Source organism: Serratia sp. SCBI (assembly GCF_000747565.1).
GTDB classification, from domain to species: domain Bacteria; phylum Pseudomonadota; class Gammaproteobacteria; order Enterobacterales; family Enterobacteriaceae; genus Serratia; species Serratia ureilytica.
On record NZ_CP003424.1, the window covers coordinates 561,702 to 579,378 of the forward strand.

14 protein-coding genes and 2 pseudogenes are annotated in these 17,677 nt (G+C 60.2%); 8 read left to right on the forward strand and 8 right to left on the reverse strand.

Features of this window, described 5'->3' with window-relative positions; genetic code table 11:
• Positions 1 to 173 precede the first annotated feature (173 nt).
• The 7 genes from SERRSCBI_RS02520 to SERRSCBI_RS24985 all read left to right on the forward strand — a co-directional run bounded on the left by SERRSCBI_RS02520 (position 174) and on the right by SERRSCBI_RS24985 (position 7,492).
• Positions 174 to 1,193 (forward strand): LacI family DNA-binding transcriptional regulator, encoded by a 1,020-nt coding sequence (locus SERRSCBI_RS02520; RefSeq protein WP_156965084.1) that lies wholly within the window; start codon positions 174 to 176, stop codon positions 1,191 to 1,193.
• A 641-nt stretch (positions 1,194 to 1,834) separates the two neighbouring features.
• Positions 1,835 to 2,899 carry a dTDP-glucose 4,6-dehydratase gene (rffG, locus tag SERRSCBI_RS02525; protein ID WP_042783600.1) on the forward strand — a complete coding sequence of 355 codons (1,065 nt, stop codon included), beginning with the start codon at positions 1,835 to 1,837 and terminating at the stop codon, positions 2,897 to 2,899.
• A gap of 20 nt (positions 2,900 to 2,919) precedes the next feature.
• Positions 2,920 to 3,789, forward strand: a complete 870-nt coding sequence (gene rfbA / locus SERRSCBI_RS02530) for a glucose-1-phosphate thymidylyltransferase RfbA (protein ID WP_033651411.1) — start codon at positions 2,920 to 2,922, stop codon at positions 3,787 to 3,789.
• A gap of 75 nt (positions 3,790 to 3,864) precedes the next feature.
• Entirely contained in the window at positions 3,865 to 4,914 is a 1,050-nt protein-coding gene (locus tag SERRSCBI_RS02535) for a TDP-N-acetylfucosamine:lipid II N-acetylfucosaminyltransferase (RefSeq protein WP_042783601.1), read from the forward strand.
• A 54-nt stretch (positions 4,915 to 4,968) separates the two neighbouring features.
• On the forward strand, positions 4,969 to 6,099 hold the full coding sequence (gene rffA, locus SERRSCBI_RS02540) for a dTDP-4-amino-4,6-dideoxygalactose transaminase (protein ID WP_033651409.1): 1,131 nt from the start codon (positions 4,969 to 4,971) through the stop codon (positions 6,097 to 6,099).
• Complete coding sequence (locus SERRSCBI_RS02545) at positions 6,096 to 7,061, forward strand: oligosaccharide flippase family protein (RefSeq protein ID WP_232230736.1); 966 nt, start codon at positions 6,096 to 6,098, stop codon at positions 7,059 to 7,061. Before rffA ends, SERRSCBI_RS02545 begins: the two co-directional genes overlap by 4 nt.
• 38 nt (positions 7,062 to 7,099) lie before the next feature.
• Positions 7,100 to 7,492, forward strand: a complete 393-nt coding sequence (locus SERRSCBI_RS24985; protein WP_232230737.1) for a polysaccharide biosynthesis C-terminal domain-containing protein — start codon at positions 7,100 to 7,102, stop codon at positions 7,490 to 7,492.
• A gap of 87 nt (positions 7,493 to 7,579) precedes the next feature.
• Here SERRSCBI_RS24985 and yjiA read toward each other — a convergent pair whose 3' ends face one another.
• The 3 genes from yjiA to SERRSCBI_RS02560 form a co-directional block, all read right to left on the reverse strand.
• Entirely contained in the window at positions 7,580 to 8,533 is a 954-nt protein-coding gene (gene yjiA / locus SERRSCBI_RS02550) for a GTPase (RefSeq protein ID WP_042783602.1), read from the reverse strand.
• 21 nt (positions 8,534 to 8,554) lie between these two features.
• Complete coding sequence (locus SERRSCBI_RS02555; RefSeq protein ID WP_004953088.1) at positions 8,555 to 8,758, reverse strand: YbdD/YjiX family protein; 204 nt, start codon at positions 8,756 to 8,758, stop codon at positions 8,555 to 8,557.
• A 218-nt stretch (positions 8,759 to 8,976) separates the two neighbouring features.
• On the reverse strand, positions 8,977 to 11,157 hold the full coding sequence (locus SERRSCBI_RS02560; RefSeq protein WP_042783603.1) for a carbon starvation CstA family protein: 2,181 nt from the start codon (positions 11,155 to 11,157) through the stop codon (positions 8,977 to 8,979).
• Positions 11,158 to 11,592: 435 nt separating this feature from the next.
• Here SERRSCBI_RS02560 and sfnG point away from each other — a divergent pair, with 435 nt between their 5' ends.
• Entirely contained in the window at positions 11,593 to 12,687 is a 1,095-nt protein-coding gene (sfnG, locus tag SERRSCBI_RS02565) for a dimethylsulfone monooxygenase SfnG (protein WP_025305137.1), read from the forward strand.
• 4 nt (positions 12,688 to 12,691) lie between these two features.
• Here sfnG and SERRSCBI_RS25315 read toward each other — a convergent pair.
• The 5 genes and pseudogenes from SERRSCBI_RS25315 to SERRSCBI_RS02595 form a co-directional block, all read right to left on the reverse strand.
• Positions 12,692 to 13,575: pseudogene (locus SERRSCBI_RS25315) on the reverse strand (LysR family transcriptional regulator).
• Positions 13,576 to 13,602: 27 nt separating this feature from the next.
• Positions 13,603 to 14,295: an MgtC/SapB family protein gene (locus tag SERRSCBI_RS02580; RefSeq protein WP_019453282.1), complete on the reverse strand. Its 693-nt coding sequence runs from the start codon at positions 14,293 to 14,295 to the stop codon at positions 13,603 to 13,605.
• A 111-nt stretch (positions 14,296 to 14,406) separates the two neighbouring features.
• Positions 14,407 to 15,186: an ABC transporter ATP-binding protein gene (locus SERRSCBI_RS02585; protein WP_042783607.1), complete on the reverse strand. Its 780-nt coding sequence runs from the start codon at positions 15,184 to 15,186 to the stop codon at positions 14,407 to 14,409.
• Positions 15,187 to 15,771: 585 nt separating this feature from the next.
• Positions 15,772 to 16,852 (reverse strand): annotated as a pseudogene (locus tag SERRSCBI_RS02590) (porin).
• A 31-nt stretch (positions 16,853 to 16,883) separates the two neighbouring features.
• On the reverse strand, positions 16,884 to 17,675 hold the full coding sequence (locus SERRSCBI_RS02595) for an ABC transporter ATP-binding protein (protein WP_042783608.1): 792 nt from the start codon (positions 17,673 to 17,675) through the stop codon (positions 16,884 to 16,886).
• Positions 17,676 to 17,677: the final 2 nt, after the last annotated feature.

Genomic DNA, 17,677 nt, shown 5'->3' on the forward strand with positions numbered 1-17,677 from the left:
AATCATGTATTGGTGTTTTGTAGTTGGCAAGAACTATGATTTTTGGCGTTTCGTTTTCGTGATCTGGATCGTCAGGGATAAGTGCGCACCGACGCGCAGGGGCGCGAAAGCGTTCCAAACGCCGGGCGTCTTGGGTAGACTGCGCTGAACCCATGGATTTTGGCGGCGCACAGATGGCAACGATACTCGAGGTGGCGAAAAAGGCCGGCGTTTCAAAGGCGACGGTGTCGCGCGTTTTGTCCGGCAGCGGCTATGTCAGCGAGGAGAAACGCGCGTTGGTGGATAAAGCCATCGCGGAAACCGGCTATCGGCCCAACCTGCTGGCGCGCAGCCTGGCGACCAACACCACCCAAACCCTCGGCCTGGTGGTCACCAACACCCTCTACAGCGGCAATTATTTCAGCGAACTGATGGCGCAGTCGGCGCGCATCATGGAGGCGAATGGCCGTCAACTGATCCTGGCGGACGGCAAGCACACCGCCGAAGAGGAGCGGGCCGCCATTCAGTTTTTGCTGGATCTGCGCTGCGACGGGGTGATCATCTATCCGCGTTTTCTGTCGATCGCGGAAATGGACGAGATCGTCTCCCAACACCGCCAGCCGATTCTGGTGATCAACCGGCGGCTGCGGCTGAACGACAGCTACTGCATCTTCAGCGATCAGCACGCCGCCGGCGCGGCGGCGGTGGCGCACCTGATCGCGCGCGGCCATCGCGACATCGCCTTTATCACCGGCTCGCTCGATTCCCCCACCGGGCTGGAGCGGCTTTCCGGCTACAAATCCGCGCTGGCGCAGCAGGGCATTGCGGTTAACGAGGCGTTGATCGTCGAAGGAAAATGGCACGCGCAAAGCGGCGTGGCGGCGGTCGATGCGCTGCTGGCCGGCGGGCAACCGTTCAGCGCCATCGTCGCCGGCAACGACGAAATGGCCATCGGCGCGATGAAGCGGCTGGCGGAGCGCGGCGTGGCGGTGCCGGAGGCGGTATCGGTCATCGGCTTCGACGACATCCCGCTGGCGCCCTATACCGTACCGTCGCTGTCGAGCATGAAGATGCCGGTCACCGAGATGATCCAGGAGACTATCAACCGCCTGTTGTCGATGCTGGACGGCGGCGAGCTGAGCAAGCGCCCCAGCTTCCCGGCCAGCCTGATCGAGCGCGAGTCGGTGGCGGCGGGGCCGTACGAGCGAAGTTGAACTCGGCAATGCGTCCATGTGGTTTGTGAAGGCGTAGGTTGGCCGTACAAGCCGTTATCACCCGGCGCAGCGCCGTCACCCCATAGCCATGACTTTTCGCGACGGCGCGTCAGTCGCTCCCCTTACCACCCTGAGTAATAATCTGAAAGAGCGCCCCAAGGCTGCTCTTTCGGGCCGCTATACGTTATGTTATCCCCGAAAGTTTGGCCGTTCCCACCCGCTTTTAGCGATTGAAAGCATCACGCTGTCTTCTGCGACGGCATGGCTTCCTGCGTTGCGTCGGTGAACGGTTTCAGTGGCAAACCTTGCGGCCCTGCGGATGAACGGCCTGAGCGTGTCGCCGTCCGGCGGCAATACCCGAGCGACCACCAGAGATTGGCGTCTGTGAGCCAAGGGCGGTAGCGTAGCCGTCCGGCGTTTCCGGCGGCGATACCCGAACACGACGGTTGCGTGCCGACCTAAAACCAACAGAGCTGCGATGCAGCTCTGTTGGTTTTAGGGGCTTGCTCGCGGCGGGATTGGGGGAATGCTGTGATTCGATGGTCGGCAGGGTGTTTACCCACGACAAGGCCTTTAGCCGTTTTATGCGCATGTAAAACAATGTGGCGATGAAATGACCACGGCGTATTTTAGAGGATTCTATGAAAATTATCGTTACCGGCGGCGCCGGGTTTATTGGCTCGGCCGTTGCCCGCCATATTATCAATGATACCGCTGATCACATTTTGGTGCTGGATAGCCTGACCTATGCCGGCAACCTCGAATCCCTGGCGCCGATCGCCGATAGCGATCGTTACACCTTCGAGCAGGTCGATATCTGCGACCGTCAGGCGTTGGATCGCGTGTTCGCCGCCTTCCAACCCGATGCGGTGATGCACCTGGCCGCCGAAAGCCACGTCGATCGTTCTATTGACGGCCCGGCCGCCTTTATCGAAACCAACATCGTCGGCACCTACACCTTACTGGAGGCGGCTCGCCAGTATTGGCACGCCCTGGACGCCGAGCGCAAGCAGGCGTTCCGCTTCCATCACATCTCCACCGACGAGGTGTATGGCGATCTGCACGGCACCGACGATCTGTTTACCGAAACCACGCCGTATGCGCCAAGCAGCCCGTATTCCGCCTCCAAAGCCGCCAGCGATCACCTGGTGCGCGCCTGGTTGCGCACCTACGGTTTACCGACCGTCGTCACCAACTGTTCGAACAACTACGGTCCTTACCATTTCCCGGAAAAGCTGATCCCGTTGACGATCCTGAACGCGTTGGAAGGCAAGCCGCTGCCGGTATACGGCAACGGCGCCCAGGTGCGCGACTGGCTGTACGTCGAGGACCACGCGCGGGCGCTGTATAAGGTGGTCACTGAAGGCGCGGTGGGCGAAACCTATAACATCGGCGGCCATAACGAGCGCAAAAATATCGAAGTGGTGCAAACCATTTGCGCGCTGTTGGATGAGCTGGTGCCGAACAAACCGGGCGACATCGCGCATTATGCGGATCTCATCACCTTTGTCACCGACCGCCCTGGGCACGATATGCGCTATGCGATCGACGCCGCCAAAATCGATGCGGAGTTGGGGTGGAAGCCGCAGGAGACCTTTGAAAGCGGCATTCGCAAAACCGTGGAATGGTATCTGGCGAATGAGACCTGGTGGCGCCGGGTGAAAGACGGCTCCTATGCTGGCGAGCGTCTGGGTTTGACCCGTTAATCGATTTTTAAGGAAGAAGTATGAAAGGCATTGTTTTAGCGGGCGGTTCCGGCACGCGTCTCTACCCCATCACGCGCGGCGTTTCCAAGCAGCTGTTGCCGATTTACGATAAGCCGATGGTCTATTATCCGATCTCCGTGCTGATGCTGGCGGGGATCCGGGATATCCTGATCATCTCCACCCCGGAAGATATGCCCTCCTTCAAGCGCTTGCTGGGCGACGGCAGCCGTTTCGGCATCAATCTGAGTTATGAAATCCAGCCGAGCCCGGACGGCCTGGCGCAGGCCTTCCTCATTGGCGAAGCGTTCATCGGCGGCGACAGCTGCGCGCTGGTGCTCGGCGACAACATTCACTTCGGCCAGGGCTTCGGCAACAAGCTGGAGTCGGTGGTGAAGCGCAGCGAAGGGGCGACCGTCTTCGGCTATCAGGTGATGGATCCTGAACGTTTCGGCGTGGTGGAGTTCGACGATAACTTCCGCGCGTTGTCGCTGGAAGAAAAACCGGCCGTGCCGAAATCCAACTGGGCGGTCACCGGGCTTTATTTCTATGACCATCACGTGGTCGAGATGGCCAAGCAGGTGAAGCCGTCGGCGCGCGGCGAGCTGGAAATCACCACTCTCAACCAGATGTATCTGGAGCGCGGCACGCTGAACGTCGAGCTGCTGGGGCGCGGTTTCGCCTGGCTGGATACCGGCACGCACGACAGTCTGATCGAAGCCTCTCAGTTTATACATACCATTGAGAAGCGTCAGGGCTTCAAGGTCGCTTGTCTGGAAGAGATCGCCTACCGAAAAGGCTGGTTGACGCGCGAGCAGCTGGCCGCCGAAGCCAAGCTGCTCGGCAAAACGCTGTATGGCCAGTATCTGTCGCAGCTGATCGCGGAAAAATAACCCCGGCCCGGCCCGTCGTGCTCCGAACATCCGGCGCGCGGCGGGGCGCTGGACGAACCTGCATATAGAGCGGATATGAGCACTGTACATATTTGTCCTCTGGATAAATTCATCCCTTCATTCATTGAATTTGTGAATGAGAAATTCGATCCCGATGAGCACACCTTTTGGGTTTACGGCGATAAGGCGCGTTTCGCTTTGCCGCAGGCGGATAACGTTCATTATCTCGGGGCAGATCTGTTCGGCAACGTCAAGCCGACCCTGAAGTTGATGAAGGCCATTCAACGCCACGACCGGGTGATTCTGCACAGCTTCCACGGCATCAAGATGGCGCTGCTGCTGCTGTTGACCCCCTGGGTATTAAAGAAATGCTATTGGTTCATGTGGGGCGGCGATCTCTACCAATACCAAATTGGCAAGCGCAACTTCAAATGGCGCCTGACGGAGCTGCTCCGCCGCCCGGCCATCAAGCGTATGGGCAACTTTGTCACTTACATCAAGGGCGATTACGAGCTGGCTAAAAAGTGGTACGGCTGCGCCGGCCGGTGGCATGAGTGCCTGCTGTATACCAGTAACGTATACAAGAAAAACGTCATCGGCGAACGTGCGGCGGACGCGGACGATAAAACCACCATTTTGCTGGGTAATTCCGCCGATCCGACCAATAATCATTTTGCCGCGTTCGACGTTTTGGAAACCTACAAAAACGAGAATATCGAACTGGTCGTGCCGCTCTCCTACGGCAATAAACGCTATGCGGCAGAAGTGGTGGCCGAAGGCACGCGGCGCTTTGGCGAGAAGTTTGTCCCCTTGACCGACTTTATGCCTTTCCAGCACTACCTGGCGCTGCTGGGGAAAGTGGATATCGCGGTGTTCAATCACCATCGCCAGCAGGCGATGGGCAACACCATTTCCCTGCTGGGGCTGAAAAAAACGGTGTTCTTGAATCCGGGCACCACGCAGTGGGATTTCTTTCAGGAAAAGGGTATCCAGGTATTGGATCTTCAAACGTTTTCGCTACGCAGCTTGAGCGCGGCGGAAAAGGATGACAACGAGCAAAAAATCGAAGCCTATTTCTCCGCTGAGAACCTGACCGCGCAGTTAAAGGCCGTCTTTACTTCCTGATGCCGCACGGCTCACCGCCTCGGCATGCATTCAGAATCGACAACAAGGGATAACATGATACCGTTCAACAAACCACCGGTAACCGGCAACGAAATTCAATATATCAATGCGGCGTTGGAGAATGGGAAACTGTCGGGCGATGGCCCGTTCGGCAAACAGTGCCAGCAATGGTTTGAAAACAAGCTGGGGTGCAAACACGCGCTGTTGACCCCGTCTTGCACCGCCGCGCTGGAGATCGCCGCGCTGCTGGTCGATATCCAGCCGGGCGACGAAGTTATCATGCCAAGCTACACCTTCGTCAGCACCGCCAATGCCTTCGTGTTGCGCGGCGCAAAAATCAAATTCGTCGATATCCATCCTGAAACCATGAATATGGATGCAGCGCTGGTGGCTGCGGCGATCACCGATAAAACCAAAGCCATCGTGCCCGTGCATTATGCCGGCGTCTCCTGCGATATGGATGCGATCATGCGCCTGGCCGACCAACATAACCTGCTGGTGGTTGAAGACGCCGCGCAGGGCGTCATGAGCAAATACAAAGGCGATTTCGTCGGCGTTAAAGGCCATCTGGCGGCTTTCAGCTTCCATGAAACCAAAAACTACACCAGCGGCGGTGAAGGCGGCGCGTTGGTGATCAATGACGAACGCTTTATCAAACGCGCCGAAATTCTGCGTGAGAAGGGCACCGATCGCAGCCAGTTCCTGCGCGGCCAGGTAGACAAGTATACCTGGGTCGATTTCGGCAGCAGCTTCCTGCCGGGCGAACTGCAGTCGGCTTGCCTGTGGGGGCAGTTGGAACTGGCCGATGAGATCAACGATAACCGCCTGGCGACCTGGCACAAGTACTATGCGAGCTTTGCGCCGCTGGCGGAGAAAGGGCTGCTGACGTTGCCGACCATCCCGGCGGACTGCGAGCATAATGCGCATATGTTCTATGTGAAGCTGAAGGATATCGAGCAAAGAACGCAGTTCATCGCTCACCTGAAGGCCTGTGGCGTCATGGCGGTGTTCCATTATATTCCGCTGCACTCGGCGCCGGCGGGCAAGGTCTTCGGCACCTTCATCGGCGAAGACAACTACACCACCCGCGAAAGCGAGAGACTGGTTCGCTTGCCGCTGTACTACAAAATGAGCGATGCCGATCTGAATAAAGTCATTGAAAGCGTAGTGAGGTTCTTTGAGTGAACGCCCGCAAGATCCTGGCGTTCGCTATCGGGCCGATCGGTAATGCCGCGCTGGGATTGTTGACCCTGCCGGTGATCACCTGGCTGTTTTCGGCGGACGACGTAGGCCGAATCAGCATGCTGAACGTGGCCGTGTCTTTCTGCGTGCTGTTTTTCAGTTTGGGACTCGATCAGGCTTACGTTCGGGAATACCACGGCGAATCCGATCGCGGGCAGCTGTTGAAGAACGTTGCTTTCCCCGGCTTGCTGATGATCGTCATCATCAGCGCCGTGTTCCTGCTGTTCCCCGGCAGTTTGTCCGCGTTGCTGTTCGAACAGAAAGACCCGGCGATAAGCTGGCTTGTCATGCTGATTCTGTTGGCTTCGTTCATCAACCGTTTCCTGTCCCTGATACTCAGGATGCAGGAGAAGGGGATGGCGTTTTCGCTCAGCCAACTGATGCCCAAGCTGATGACGCTGATCGTTATCGGCCTGTGCTATGTCCTGTTCACCCAGCATACGCTGATGCAGCTGGTGGTGGCGAACGCCGTCGGTTTTATCGCGGTGTCGCTGATGCTGATGTGGTCTTCCCGGGCGGATTGGATCGCCGCGCTGCGCAGTTCGCTGGACGCCGGCAAACTGAAAGCGATGCTCAAGTTCGGCTATCCGCTGATTTTGGGCGGGCTGGCGTTTTGGGGGCTAACCACCATCGATCGGATGTTCGTGCGAGCCTATTCCGGCTTTGAACAGTTGGCTATCTTCTCGGTGGCGGTCAGCTTCGCCGGCGTGGCGAGCATTCTGCAAAGCGTATTTTCTACCGTTTGGGCGCCGATGGTCTACAAGCTGGCGGAATCCAACGAGGGCGGCGAGCAGCAGATGATCAACAAGGTCACGCAGTGCATGCTGATTGCCGTGGTTTGCCTGTTCAGTCTGGGGGGCTATTTTCCTGGCTGGTTGACTTTGTCTTGCCCGCTAACTACTTGAATGTGAAATACATTCTGGTTGCGAGCCTGGGTTTCCCTTTGCTATTCACGCTGTCGGAAACGACGGCGGTCGGCATCGGCCTGAGCAGAAAGACCGGTTACACCATGCTGGCTTCCTTGATCGCGTTGATTATCAACGTGGCGGCCAACGCACTGCTGGTGCCTCGTTTCGGCGCCGGTGGCGCGGCGGTCAGCACCTGCCTGGCCTTCTGGGCATTCCTGATCCTGAGAACGGAGTTCTCGATTATCAGTTGGAAGACCATGCCGCGTTTTGAAATGTATTTCTTCACTTTCCTGTGTCTGGCGGGGGCGTCGGCTTCCGCGCTGGCGGGCGAGAAAATGAAATACGAGCTGTTTGTCTATTGGGGCGTCATGCTGGCCGTTGTGCTGGTGAGGAACCTGCGGTTCCTTAAATCGTTCGCCAAAAGATAACGTTTTCGGTCAGGCAACCCGTTGCGGGTTGCCGCCGTTTTGACTTCCCCCATCCAGCGCTATCCGATGGCGTTCACTTCTCCTGGCTCAACGCAGCCGCTCCCGAATCTCCTCCTCCGGCAGATCCACCCCGATAAACACCAGCGTGCTCTTGCGCTCTTCCTCAGGCAGCCATTCCCGATCCCAGTCGGCGTTATACAGCCGCTGCACGCCCTGGAACAGCAGGCGGCGCGGTTCGTCTTCTATAGACAGAATGCCTTTGTAGCGCAGCAGGTTGTCGGCGTATTCCAGCAGCAGGCCTTCCATCACGTCGGAGATTTGCATCAGCGGCAGCGGGCGCTCCAGCGTCACGACAATTGAGCGGATGTCGCTCTGTGGCTGCGGGATACGGCGGAACAGCGGGGTGGCTGGCGTCAGGTTCAGCTTGTCGTTCAGCGTGAAGCCTTCGATGTCGAACAGCACGCTCAGATCGATATCGCCGTGCGTGACCTTGTAGACCGGCGCGCGGGCGTTCATCCGCTGCAGCCGCTGGATCAGCGCCTCCCAGTCCGGCGCCACGTCGGTTTTGGTCAACAGGATGCGGTCGGCGTAGCCCACCTGCGCCTGGGCGATGCTGAACTGGCTCAGCTGCTGCTCGGCATGCGCCGCGTCCACCAGGGTGATGATGCCGTCCAGCAGGAAGCGCTCGCACAGGATTTCGTGCGAGAAAAAGGTCTGGGTAATCGGGCCGGGATCGGCCATGCCGGTGCATTCGATGATCAGCCGATCGAACGCCAGCTGGCCGCTGTCGACGCCGTCCAGCAGATCCAGCAGCGCGTCCGCCAGTTCGTTGGACTTGCTGCAGCAGATGCAGCCGTTGCTCAGAGTGGTGATGCGGCTGGCGCGATCGCCGATCAGCGCGTCGTCGATCGGCACTTCGCCGAACTCATTCTCGATGACCGCGATTTTATAGCCGTGTTCGGCGTTCAGGATGTGGCGCAGCAGGGTGGTTTTGCCGGCGCCCAAAAAGCCGGTCAGGATGGTGACTGCGATGGGTTTCATACGGGTCCTTGTGACTGCGGGTTAACAGCAGCGCATGCCGCCTTTGCCGTCGCCGCCGTAGCGCGCTTGCTGGCGCTCGCGGAAAAATTCTTTATAGGTCATCACCGGCTTGTCCGGGTGGTTGTCTTTCATGTGCTGGACGTAGGTATCGTAGTCAGGCACGCCCACCAACATGCGCGCCGCCTGCCCGAGGTACTTCCCCGCCTGGCCGAGATTTCCGAACATAAGCCTTCTCCAACTTTACCCTGCATCACTACAGCGCTTGCTTTAGCCTGATATTAGGGGAAGCCGGGGGATGGGGTTCCCGCAGGGATGCCCCACCTCCGGGTCGCCCCGGGTATCTCGATTGCATCGCGCCGCACGGCTGGCACCTTGCGATACGCAGGCCGTGCGGCTTTGGGTACTACTTAACGTTTATTATGCAGGGTATCCGTTAAATCACATCAATGCTGGGTCGAAACTTTGACCTCCCCCTCAGTTACGCCGTCGGCGGGCGCGGCCTGCGGCTCCGGCACGTAAGGCGTTTCCTGGTCGGTGCGTTTCGGGTTCTTGTGCGCCGCCATCGCGGTTTTCACCCCGTAGAAGATGATGCTGTACACCACCAGCAGGAACAGAATGCTCAGCCCGGCGTTGGTGTAGTTGTTCACCACGATGTGGTTCATGTTGGCGATCTGCTGGGCGCTCAGCTCGGCGCCGCCCTCGGCGATCTTGCGTTTGTATTCGCCGGCCAGGAAGAAGAAGCCTTCCAGCTGCGGGTTATCGCTGAACAGCTTCAGGCCCAGCGCATAGGTGGTGCAGATCAGCAGCCACACCGCCGGCAGCACGGTCACCCAGATGTATTGCGCGCGCTTCATCTTAATCAGCACCACGGTGCCCAGCACCAGCGCCACGGCGGCCAGCATCTGGTTGGAGATGCCAAACAGCGGCCACAGGCTCTTCACGCCGCCGAGCGGATCCACCACGCCCTGATACAGCAGGTAGCCCCACAGCCCGACGCAGCCGGCGGTGCCGATGATGCCGGCCACCAGCGAGTCGGTTTTCTTCAGGAACGGCACGAAGTTGCCGAGCAGATCCTGCAGCATAAAGCGGCCGGAGCGGGTGCCGGCGTCCAGTGCGGTCAGGATGAACAGCGCCTCGAACAGAATGCCGAAGTGATACCAGAAGCCCATGTTGGCGCCCGGAATGATCTGGTGGAACACGTGGGCGATGCCCACCGCCAGCGTTGGCGCGCCGCCGGCGCGGTTCAGCACCGAAGGTTCGCCGATGTCGGTGGCGGTCTGCAGGATCTGTTCCGGGCTGATGACGAAGCCCCAGGAGCTGACCGCCGCCGCCGCGTGCACGGTCACGTCCTTCAGCGAAGCCATGATCATCGGCGCGTCTTCGGTGCCCAGGCGGTGCAGATCCGGCATGGTGATGCCCAGCGCCGCCGGCGGGGTGTTCATGGCGAAGTACAGGCCCGGCTCGATGATGGAAGCCGCCACCAGCGCCATGATGGCGACGAAGGACTCCATCAGCATCGCGCCGTAGCCGATAAAGCGCGCGTCGGTCTCATTGGCCAGCAGCTTCGGCGTGGTGCCGGAAGCGATCAGCGCGTGGAAGCCGGAGACCGCGCCGCAGGCGATGGTGATGAACAGGAACGGGAACAAGGTGCCTTTCCACACCGGGCCGGTGCCGTCGACGAACTGGGTCACCGCCGGCATTTTCAGCTCGGGGTTGAGGATCACGATGCCGATCGCCAGCCCGACGATCACGCCGATTTTCAGGAAGGTGGCCAGGTAGTCGCGCGGCGCCAGGATCAGCCACACCGGCAGCAGAGCGGAGACGAACGCGTAGCCGATCAGCGTGAAGGTGATGGTGGTGTCTTTAAAGGTCAGCGCCGGGCCCCAGTACGGGTCGTGCGCCACCACGCCGCCGAACCAGATGGCGGCCACCAGCAGCACGATGCCGATGATTGACACTTCACCCACGCGGCCGGGGCGCAGGTAGCGCATGTAGATGCCCATAAACAGCGCGATCGGCACGGTGGAGCAGACGGTGAACACGCCCCACGGGCTTTCCGCCAGCGCTTTCACCACGATCAGCGCCAGCACCGCCAGGATGATGATCATGATCAGGAAGCAGCCGAACAGCGCGATGGTGCCCGGTATCGGCCCCATCTCTTTTTTGATGATCTCACCGAGCGAGGCGCCGTTGCGGCGCGAGGAGATGAACAGCACCATAAAGTCCTGCACCGCCCCCGCCAGCACTACGCCGCCCAGCAGCCACAGCGTGCCGGGCAGGTAGCCGACCTGCGCGGCCAGCACCGGCCCCACCAGCGGCCCGGCGCCGGCGATGGCGGCGAAGTGGTGGCCGAACAGCACGTTCTTGTTGGTCGGCACGTAGTTGAGGCCGTCGTTGTTGACCACCGCCGGGGTGGCACGGCTGGCGTCCAGCTTCATCACCCTGGTGGCGATGTACAGGCTGTAGTAGCGGTAGGCCACCAGATACACCGCCACCGAAGCGACGACGATCCACAGCGCGCTGATGTGTTCGCCGCGGCGCAGCGCCACCACGCCGAGGCAGGCTGCGCCGAGTATCCCCAGCAGCATCCACGGAATGTGCTTTAAAATCCCCTCTCGTTTCATGAGGTATCCTTAATTCCAGTCTGCAAAATATGAATGAACTCATCCGCTTGTAAGAGATGTCAGAGTGGCGCGGTGAGCCGTAGCGTCTTTCCCGAGGTAAGGCGGGTTTAGGAACAGCTCATCATCGCCGGGGGTTAGGGGGAAGACAGGCGTATTTCGGTCAGCGGTCAGATCCGCCGGGTGAACGGTTGGATTGGCGGGGTGAGCGGTTTGTTGCATAACCAACAGCCGCCCGTCAGCCGCTGTTGCCAATGCAGCACCCGCCCGCACCCGTCGGCTTTAAACGCCCGGTTTTTCAGCCAGATGCCTTAACGTGGCGGTTGGCACGCATCCTGCTATCGGTTTTATAACCAAAACAAGGTTTTCAATATTTGGAAATCAATAATGGTTATATGCGCGCCGCATAACGGCGCCGACGGTCAGAGGGAGAGAAGCATGTCAGCAGCAAACCACTCGCAGCAGCCGATTCAGTTCGCCTACTGGGTGCCGAACGTTTCCGGCGGCCTGGTGATCAGCAATATCCCGCAGCGCACCGGTTGGGACATCGGTTATAACCGCAAGCTGGCGCAGATCGCCGAGCGCGCCGGTTTCGACTACGCGCTTACCCAGATCCGCTTCACCGCCGGTTACGGCGCGGAGAACCAGCACGAGTCGGTGTCGTTCTCACAGGCCCTGCTGGACGCCACCGAAAAGCTGAAAGTGATCGCCGCACTGCTGCCGGGGCCGTGGAACCCCACGCTGGCGGCCAAACAGATCGCCACCATCAGCCATCTTTCCAACGCGCGCATCGCGGTGAACATTGTCAGCGGCTGGTTCCGCGGCGAGTTCAAGGCCATCGGCGAGCCGTGGCTGGATCATGAGGAGCGCTACCTGCGCTCGGAAGAGTTTATCCGCTGCCTGCGCGGCATCTGGACTGAGCCCAGTTTCACCTTCGCCGGCGATTTCTACCGTTTCCGCGACTACTCGCTGAAGCCGAAGCCGCTGGCGCCGTTGCCGGAAATTTTCCAGGGCGGCAGCTCACGCGCGGCGCGCGACATGGCGGCGCGGGTCTCGGACTGGTATTTCACCAACGGCAACAGCGTGGAGGGCATTCGCCGGCAGGTGGAGGACATCCAGAGCAAGGCGCAGGCCAATCACCATCGGGTGAAGGTGGGGGTGAACGGTTTTGTCATCGCCCGCGAGAGCGAACAGGCGGCGCAGGCGGTGCTGCAGGAGATCATCGATCACGCCAACCCGGAGGCGGTGCAGGGCTTCGGGCACGAGGTGAAGAACGCCGGGGCGGCCTCGCCCGAGGGCGAGGGCAACTGGGCCAAGTCCACCTTCGAAGACTTGGTGCAGTATAACGACGGCTTTAAAACCAACCTGATCGGCACGCCGCAGCAGATCGCCGAGCGCATCATCGCGTTGAAAGACGCCGGGGTGGATCTGCTGTTGCTGGCGTTTCTGCACTTCCAGGAAGAGGTGGAGTACTTCGGCCGTGAAGTGATCCCGCTGGTGCGCGAACTGGAGCGCCAGCGGGCGGCGGCCTGAGCGTTCAACCCGTTTGCAGGGTTTGCAGCAGGTGGATAAAGGCGGCGCTGAGCGGCGGCGTGGCCGGCTCATGGCGGGTAAAGACATAAAAGCGCGCGCTGATGTCGATCCCCTGTGTCGGGATTTTCTGCAGGTGCAGCTGCGGGGCGTAGTGCGCGACGACCCGATCGCTCAGCAGCGCGATATAGCCCTGCTGCCTGACCAGGCACCAGGTCGCCAGAAAGGAGTCGGTCTCGACGATCTGGCCGTGCGGCGTGTAACGCTCGGCGATCTCGCGGATGGCGGCGTGCCCCACCGAGCAGGAGCGCGGTACCACCCATTTGGCTTCGGCCGGCGGCTGCCCGGCGGCGGTCAGGTCCCCCCTTGATAGAGCGAGAAGCGCTCGCTCTTCAGCGCCTGCATGGCCAGATCGGCGCCGCCCGCCGCGCCGTTCAGGCTGCTGACCGCCAAATCCAGCTCGCAGTTTCTCAGCCGGGCGAGCAGGCCTTCCGGGCCGTCTTCCACCACCGTCACCCGGGTATGCGGGTAGCGGCGGTTGAAGCCTTCGAGCACCTGGGGCAGGTAGCACAGCAGCGGATCGACGCTCATCCCCACCCGCAGGCGCTTCTCGCCGCCGGTGCTCATGCCGCGCAGCTCGTCAAACGCGCTGAGCAACTGATTGGTGGCGGCGTCTATCCGCCGGTAAAACAGCTCGCCGACCGCCGTCAGGCGCACGCCGCGGTTGCTGCGCTCCAGCAACCGCGCGCCGATGGACATTTCCAGCTCTTTGAGCACCCGGCTTAGCGTCGGTTGCGAGACGGCCAGTTTTTTCGCGGCATCGTGCAAACTTCCGCAGTGAACGATGTCTTTGAACATCGTCAGATGAGCCAGTTTTGGCATGGTTTTCATGGTGGATCTCCCTGGAAGTGAACGGCATTAGCCGGAGCCGGCGATGCGGCTGTAATAGGCCTGTTTCATCATGCTGTCGTTCAGCAGTTTATTGATGGTCTGGTCGAGCACCGGCGTGGTGACGGAGGCCGGCATCAGCGTGGCGGTGATCTCCACGTCGTCGTCGCCAAAGGGTTCGATATCCAGATGCGAGATAAAGCAGTTTTCTCCTTGCAGCACCTGTTTGAATTTGGCCAGCGCTTCACGCTGTTCATGCTCGAAGGCAATGACGCAAATCTGGTAGGTGGATTCGCCGTTAACGTCATTGAAGGGCTGTTTGTTGACCATATTGACCAGCGGGCGCAGCAGGGTGTTGGCGGCGAGCACGAACAGCGTGGCGGCCAGCGCATCGCCGTACAGGCCGCAGCCGGCGCAGGCGCCGACCGCCGCGGAGCCCCAGAGCGTGGCGGCGGTGTTCAGGCCGCGGATGTTCATCCCTTCTTTCATGATGGCCCCGGCGCCGAGAAAGCCGACGCCGGAGACCACGTAGGAGATGACGCGCACCGCGCCGCCGCTGCCGTCGATGGTCATGGCCAGGTGGACGAAGATCGCCGCGCTGGTGGCCACCAGCGTATTGGTGCGCAGCCCGGCGGTGCGCTGGCGGAATTGTCTTTCGTAGCCGATGGCGGCGCCCAGGACGGACGCGGTCAGCAGCGTCAGCAGTGTATGAATGAAATGCATGATAATAACTCGATGTATTATCCGCTTATCATGAGCCACCCGTGGCGGGGTGACTCTTGATAAACAGGTAGTTAAGTTGGCGGGATCCGTCCCGCCAGGCCAGGGCGGCGCTCAGTGCGCGGCGGCGATCTGCCGGCTGAGCGTCTCGCTGATTTTGTCCGTCAGCGGCTGCATCCCCTCGCGGGTGCGCGTCTCGCGGCGCTGCGCGATGTGATAGCAGCCGTCGAGGGTGCCGGCGCCCAGCAGGAGGATGCGATCAGACATCATCACCGCTTCCTCTACGCTGTGGGTCACCAGCACGATGGAGCGGGTTTTGATCTGGTGCGTGCTCCAGATGCGCAGCAGATCGCTGCGCAGGTGTTCGCCGGTATAGACGTCCAGCGCGGAAAACGGTTCGTCCAGCAACAGCAGCATCGGTTCTACCGCCAGCGCGCGCGCAAAGCCGACCCGCTGGCGCATGCCGCCGGAAAGCTCGCGCGGGTAGGCGTCGCGGTAGGGCGCGAGCCCGACCAGATTGAGCATTTTCAGCGTCTGGGTTTCGACCACCTGCGGCGGCAGATCCTGCGCCTGCAGCCCGAAGGCGATATTTTGGTAGACGTTCAGCCACGGGAAAATGGCGAAGGTCTGGAACACCATGTTGATCTGCGGATTCGGCCCCGAGACTTTTTTATCCCCCAGCATCACGGTGCCCAGATCCGGCGCGATCAGGCCGGAAAGTATGCGCAGCAGGGTGGATTTGCCCGAGCCGGACTGCCCCAAAATGCTGACGACCTCGTTATCGTAGAGGCGCAGGTTGATTTCATTCAGCACCAGGCGTTTTTCTTTACCGGTAGGCTGAACGCTTTTGCTGACGTTATTAACCGTCAGCAGCGTGGTTTTTTTTACCATCATGATGTTTCTCCACTCAATTAAAAATATGAGCATGGAAAAATGGCCGATAGTTATCGCCGCGCAGGGGTAAAATAAATGCGAGCGCAAATAAGCCTGAGCGTTATCGGACTGTTAATAAGCGTATGCTGGAAGGATTAGCCTGTCAGGCGCGCCGGAGCGGCGTGCGCGGAGGCCATGCGCTGAAGGGGTAAAGCGAAGGGATGTGGTAACTGACGCATATCCTGACACTTTCAGGATGCAATGGGATGACTATTGCTCCTGTGACCTCAGCGATTCCAACAATAAAATAAACAACCAACTGTCGCCGTCCATATCATTTCCCCGTTATTTTTCGTGTGGCCATAATACGCGTGATATTGCCTGTGATTCAATGTGGTTAGGCGGAATTATCGCGGCAAAATGTAATTTAATATGAATACGGGAAAGTTTTTCTTTATTTATTAAACGGAGCGTCAACGAAAATCATGAGAGTGAATATAGGCGCTATTTTATGGAAATATAAACCTGAATTAAACGAGAGAATAACAGGGCGGGCGCGAGACAAATAATGAACCGGCCGCAGCGCGCGCTGCGGCCGGTATCGGGTCAGAACTGATACATGATGCCGGTTTCGACAATGTCGTCGGCGCCGGCGCCGACGGCGTTCTGCCGTTGCAGCAGGTTGAGCTTGTACTCCACGTAGGTCGACATATTGGCGTTGAAGCTGTAGTTCAGCGCCAGATCCAGGTATTTGACCAGATCGGCGTCGCCAATGCCGGGCAGGTTACGGCCGCGCGTTTGCAGGTAGGCCACCGAGGGCGTGACGCCGGAATCGAAGTGATACTGCGCGACCGCCTCGACGGCGTCCGCGCGGGGGCGAAGCCGGCGTAGCGATCGCCGTCGACATAGGTCATGTTTTCGGTGCGCGCATAGCTGGCCGCCAGGTAGAGGTTGTCCAGATCGTATTTCAGCCCCAGCGTCCAGGCCCGGGCGCGATCGCCGTCAGCCAGGCCGAAGCGCTGCTGCGCCAGGGTGCGCGCAGAGTTGGCGTAGGCGGCGCCAAAGTTTAGCCCCGCGCCGGTGTCGTAGGTGGCGGAAAAGGCGTAGCCATCGCCGTTTTGCGTCTGAATATCCTTCGCCCGCAGAGCGTCGTCCCCCGATTCTTCCCCTGATATTGCAGGCCGAGATCCAGACCGTCCAACAGCCCGCCCAGGCTGCGGTTGTGGTAGGTCAGCAGGCCGTTGGCGCGGCCGGTCATAAAGTTGTCGGCCGCTTCGTAGCTGTCGTTGCCGAATTCGGGCAGCACGTCCGTCCAGCCGGCCACGTCATACAGCAGGCCGTAGTTGCGGCCGTAGTCCAGGCTGCCCCAGCGGCCGAACGCCAGCCCGGCGAAGCCCAGCCGGGTATAGCTATTGCCCGGCCCGGCGCTTTCCGGCTGATCGAGCCCCGCCTGATATTCCCATTGGCCATACCCTGTCAGCCCGTCGGCGATCTGCGTCTCGCCTTTGAAACCGAAACGGGTGTAGGAGCGATCGCCGTTATTGTCGGCATCGCTGCTGAAGTAATGCACCCCGTTCAGTTGACCGTACAGATCCAGTTTATTGCCGTCTTTATTGACGATTTCTGCCCCGGCGGCGGCCGCCGGCATCAGGATGACCAGCGCCATCAGTAAGCTTTTATGTTTCATTTCACTACCCTGAGTTAACGAAAATGCGGCCTTATCCGGCCGGTTGCGCCCGCGCGTTTTTTTTGTACAGGCAGCTGCGGATCCGATCGGTGAGGTGCCGCAGGCTGTCCCGGTTGCGCGCCGCGCGGGGAATATTGATGCTGAATTCGTCATCGATCCGTTTGCTGGTCGCGTCCAGGATCAGCACCCGATCGGACATCAGCACCGCCTCTTCGACGTCGTGCGTCACCATCACCATGGCGCGCGTGTGCAGCCGGTTGTCTCCCCACAGCGCCAGCAGATCGCTGCGCAGTTTTTGCGCGGTAAAGATATCGAGGGCGGAGAAGGGCTCGTCCAGCAGCAAGACATCGGGCTCTACCGCCAACGCCCGGGCGAAGCCCACCCGTTGGCGCATGCCGCCCGACAGCTCGCGCGGCCAGGCGTGCTCATAGCCGCTCAGCCCCACCAGGCGCAGCAGCGCCTCCAGCCGCTCGGCGATCGTCTGCGGCGGCAGCTTTTGCGCCAGCAGGCCGAAGGCGATGTTGTCGTACACCGTCAGCCAGGGGTAGAGCGCGTAGGATTGAAACACCATGCCGGCGTTGGCGCTCGGGCCGCAGACCGGTTTGCCCGCCAGGGTGAGCGTGCCGCTGTCCGGCGGGATCAGCCCGGCCAGCATGCGCAGCAGCGTGGACTTACCCGAACCGGATTGCCCCAGAATGGTGACGAACTCGCCGGCGTGCACGGTCAGCGACACGTCGCGCAGCACGGGGGTGGGGCGCTTGTTTTCGCCGATAAACGTCTTGTTCAATCGACGGGCGCTGATAATCACGTCTTGAGTCAGCATGT

Bases quoted from the DNA above. Each gene is read 5' to 3' on its own strand.
- SERRSCBI_RS02520 (WP_156965084.1), top strand. From the start codon at position 174: ATGGCAACGATACTCGAGGTGGCGAAAAAGGCCGGCGTTTCAAAGGCG.
- rffG (WP_042783600.1), top strand. From the start codon at position 1,835: ATGAAAATTATCGTTACCGGCGGCGCCGGGTTTATTGGCTCGGCCGTT.
- rfbA (WP_033651411.1), top strand. From the start codon at position 2,920: ATGAAAGGCATTGTTTTAGCGGGCGGTTCCGGCACGCGTCTCTACCCC.
- SERRSCBI_RS02535 (WP_042783601.1), top strand. From the start codon at position 3,865: ATGAGCACTGTACATATTTGTCCTCTGGATAAATTCATCCCTTCATTC.
- rffA (WP_033651409.1), top strand. From the start codon at position 4,969: ATGATACCGTTCAACAAACCACCGGTAACCGGCAACGAAATTCAATAT.
- yjiA (WP_042783602.1), bottom strand. From the start codon at position 8,533: ATGAAACCCATCGCAGTCACCATCCTGACCGGCTTTTTGGGCGCCGGC.
- SERRSCBI_RS02555 (WP_004953088.1), bottom strand. From the start codon at position 8,758: ATGTTCGGAAATCTCGGCCAGGCGGGGAAGTACCTCGGGCAGGCGGCG.
- SERRSCBI_RS02560 (WP_042783603.1), bottom strand. From the start codon at position 11,157: ATGAAACGAGAGGGGATTTTAAAGCACATTCCGTGGATGCTGCTGGGG.
- sfnG (WP_025305137.1), top strand. From the start codon at position 11,593: ATGTCAGCAGCAAACCACTCGCAGCAGCCGATTCAGTTCGCCTACTGG.
- SERRSCBI_RS02580 (WP_019453282.1), bottom strand. From the start codon at position 14,295: ATGCATTTCATTCATACACTGCTGACGCTGCTGACCGCGTCCGTCCTG.
- SERRSCBI_RS02585 (WP_042783607.1), bottom strand. From the start codon at position 15,186: ATGATGGTAAAAAAAACCACGCTGCTGACGGTTAATAACGTCAGCAAA.
- SERRSCBI_RS02595 (WP_042783608.1), bottom strand. From the start codon at position 17,675: ATGCTGACTCAAGACGTGATTATCAGCGCCCGTCGATTGAACAAGACG.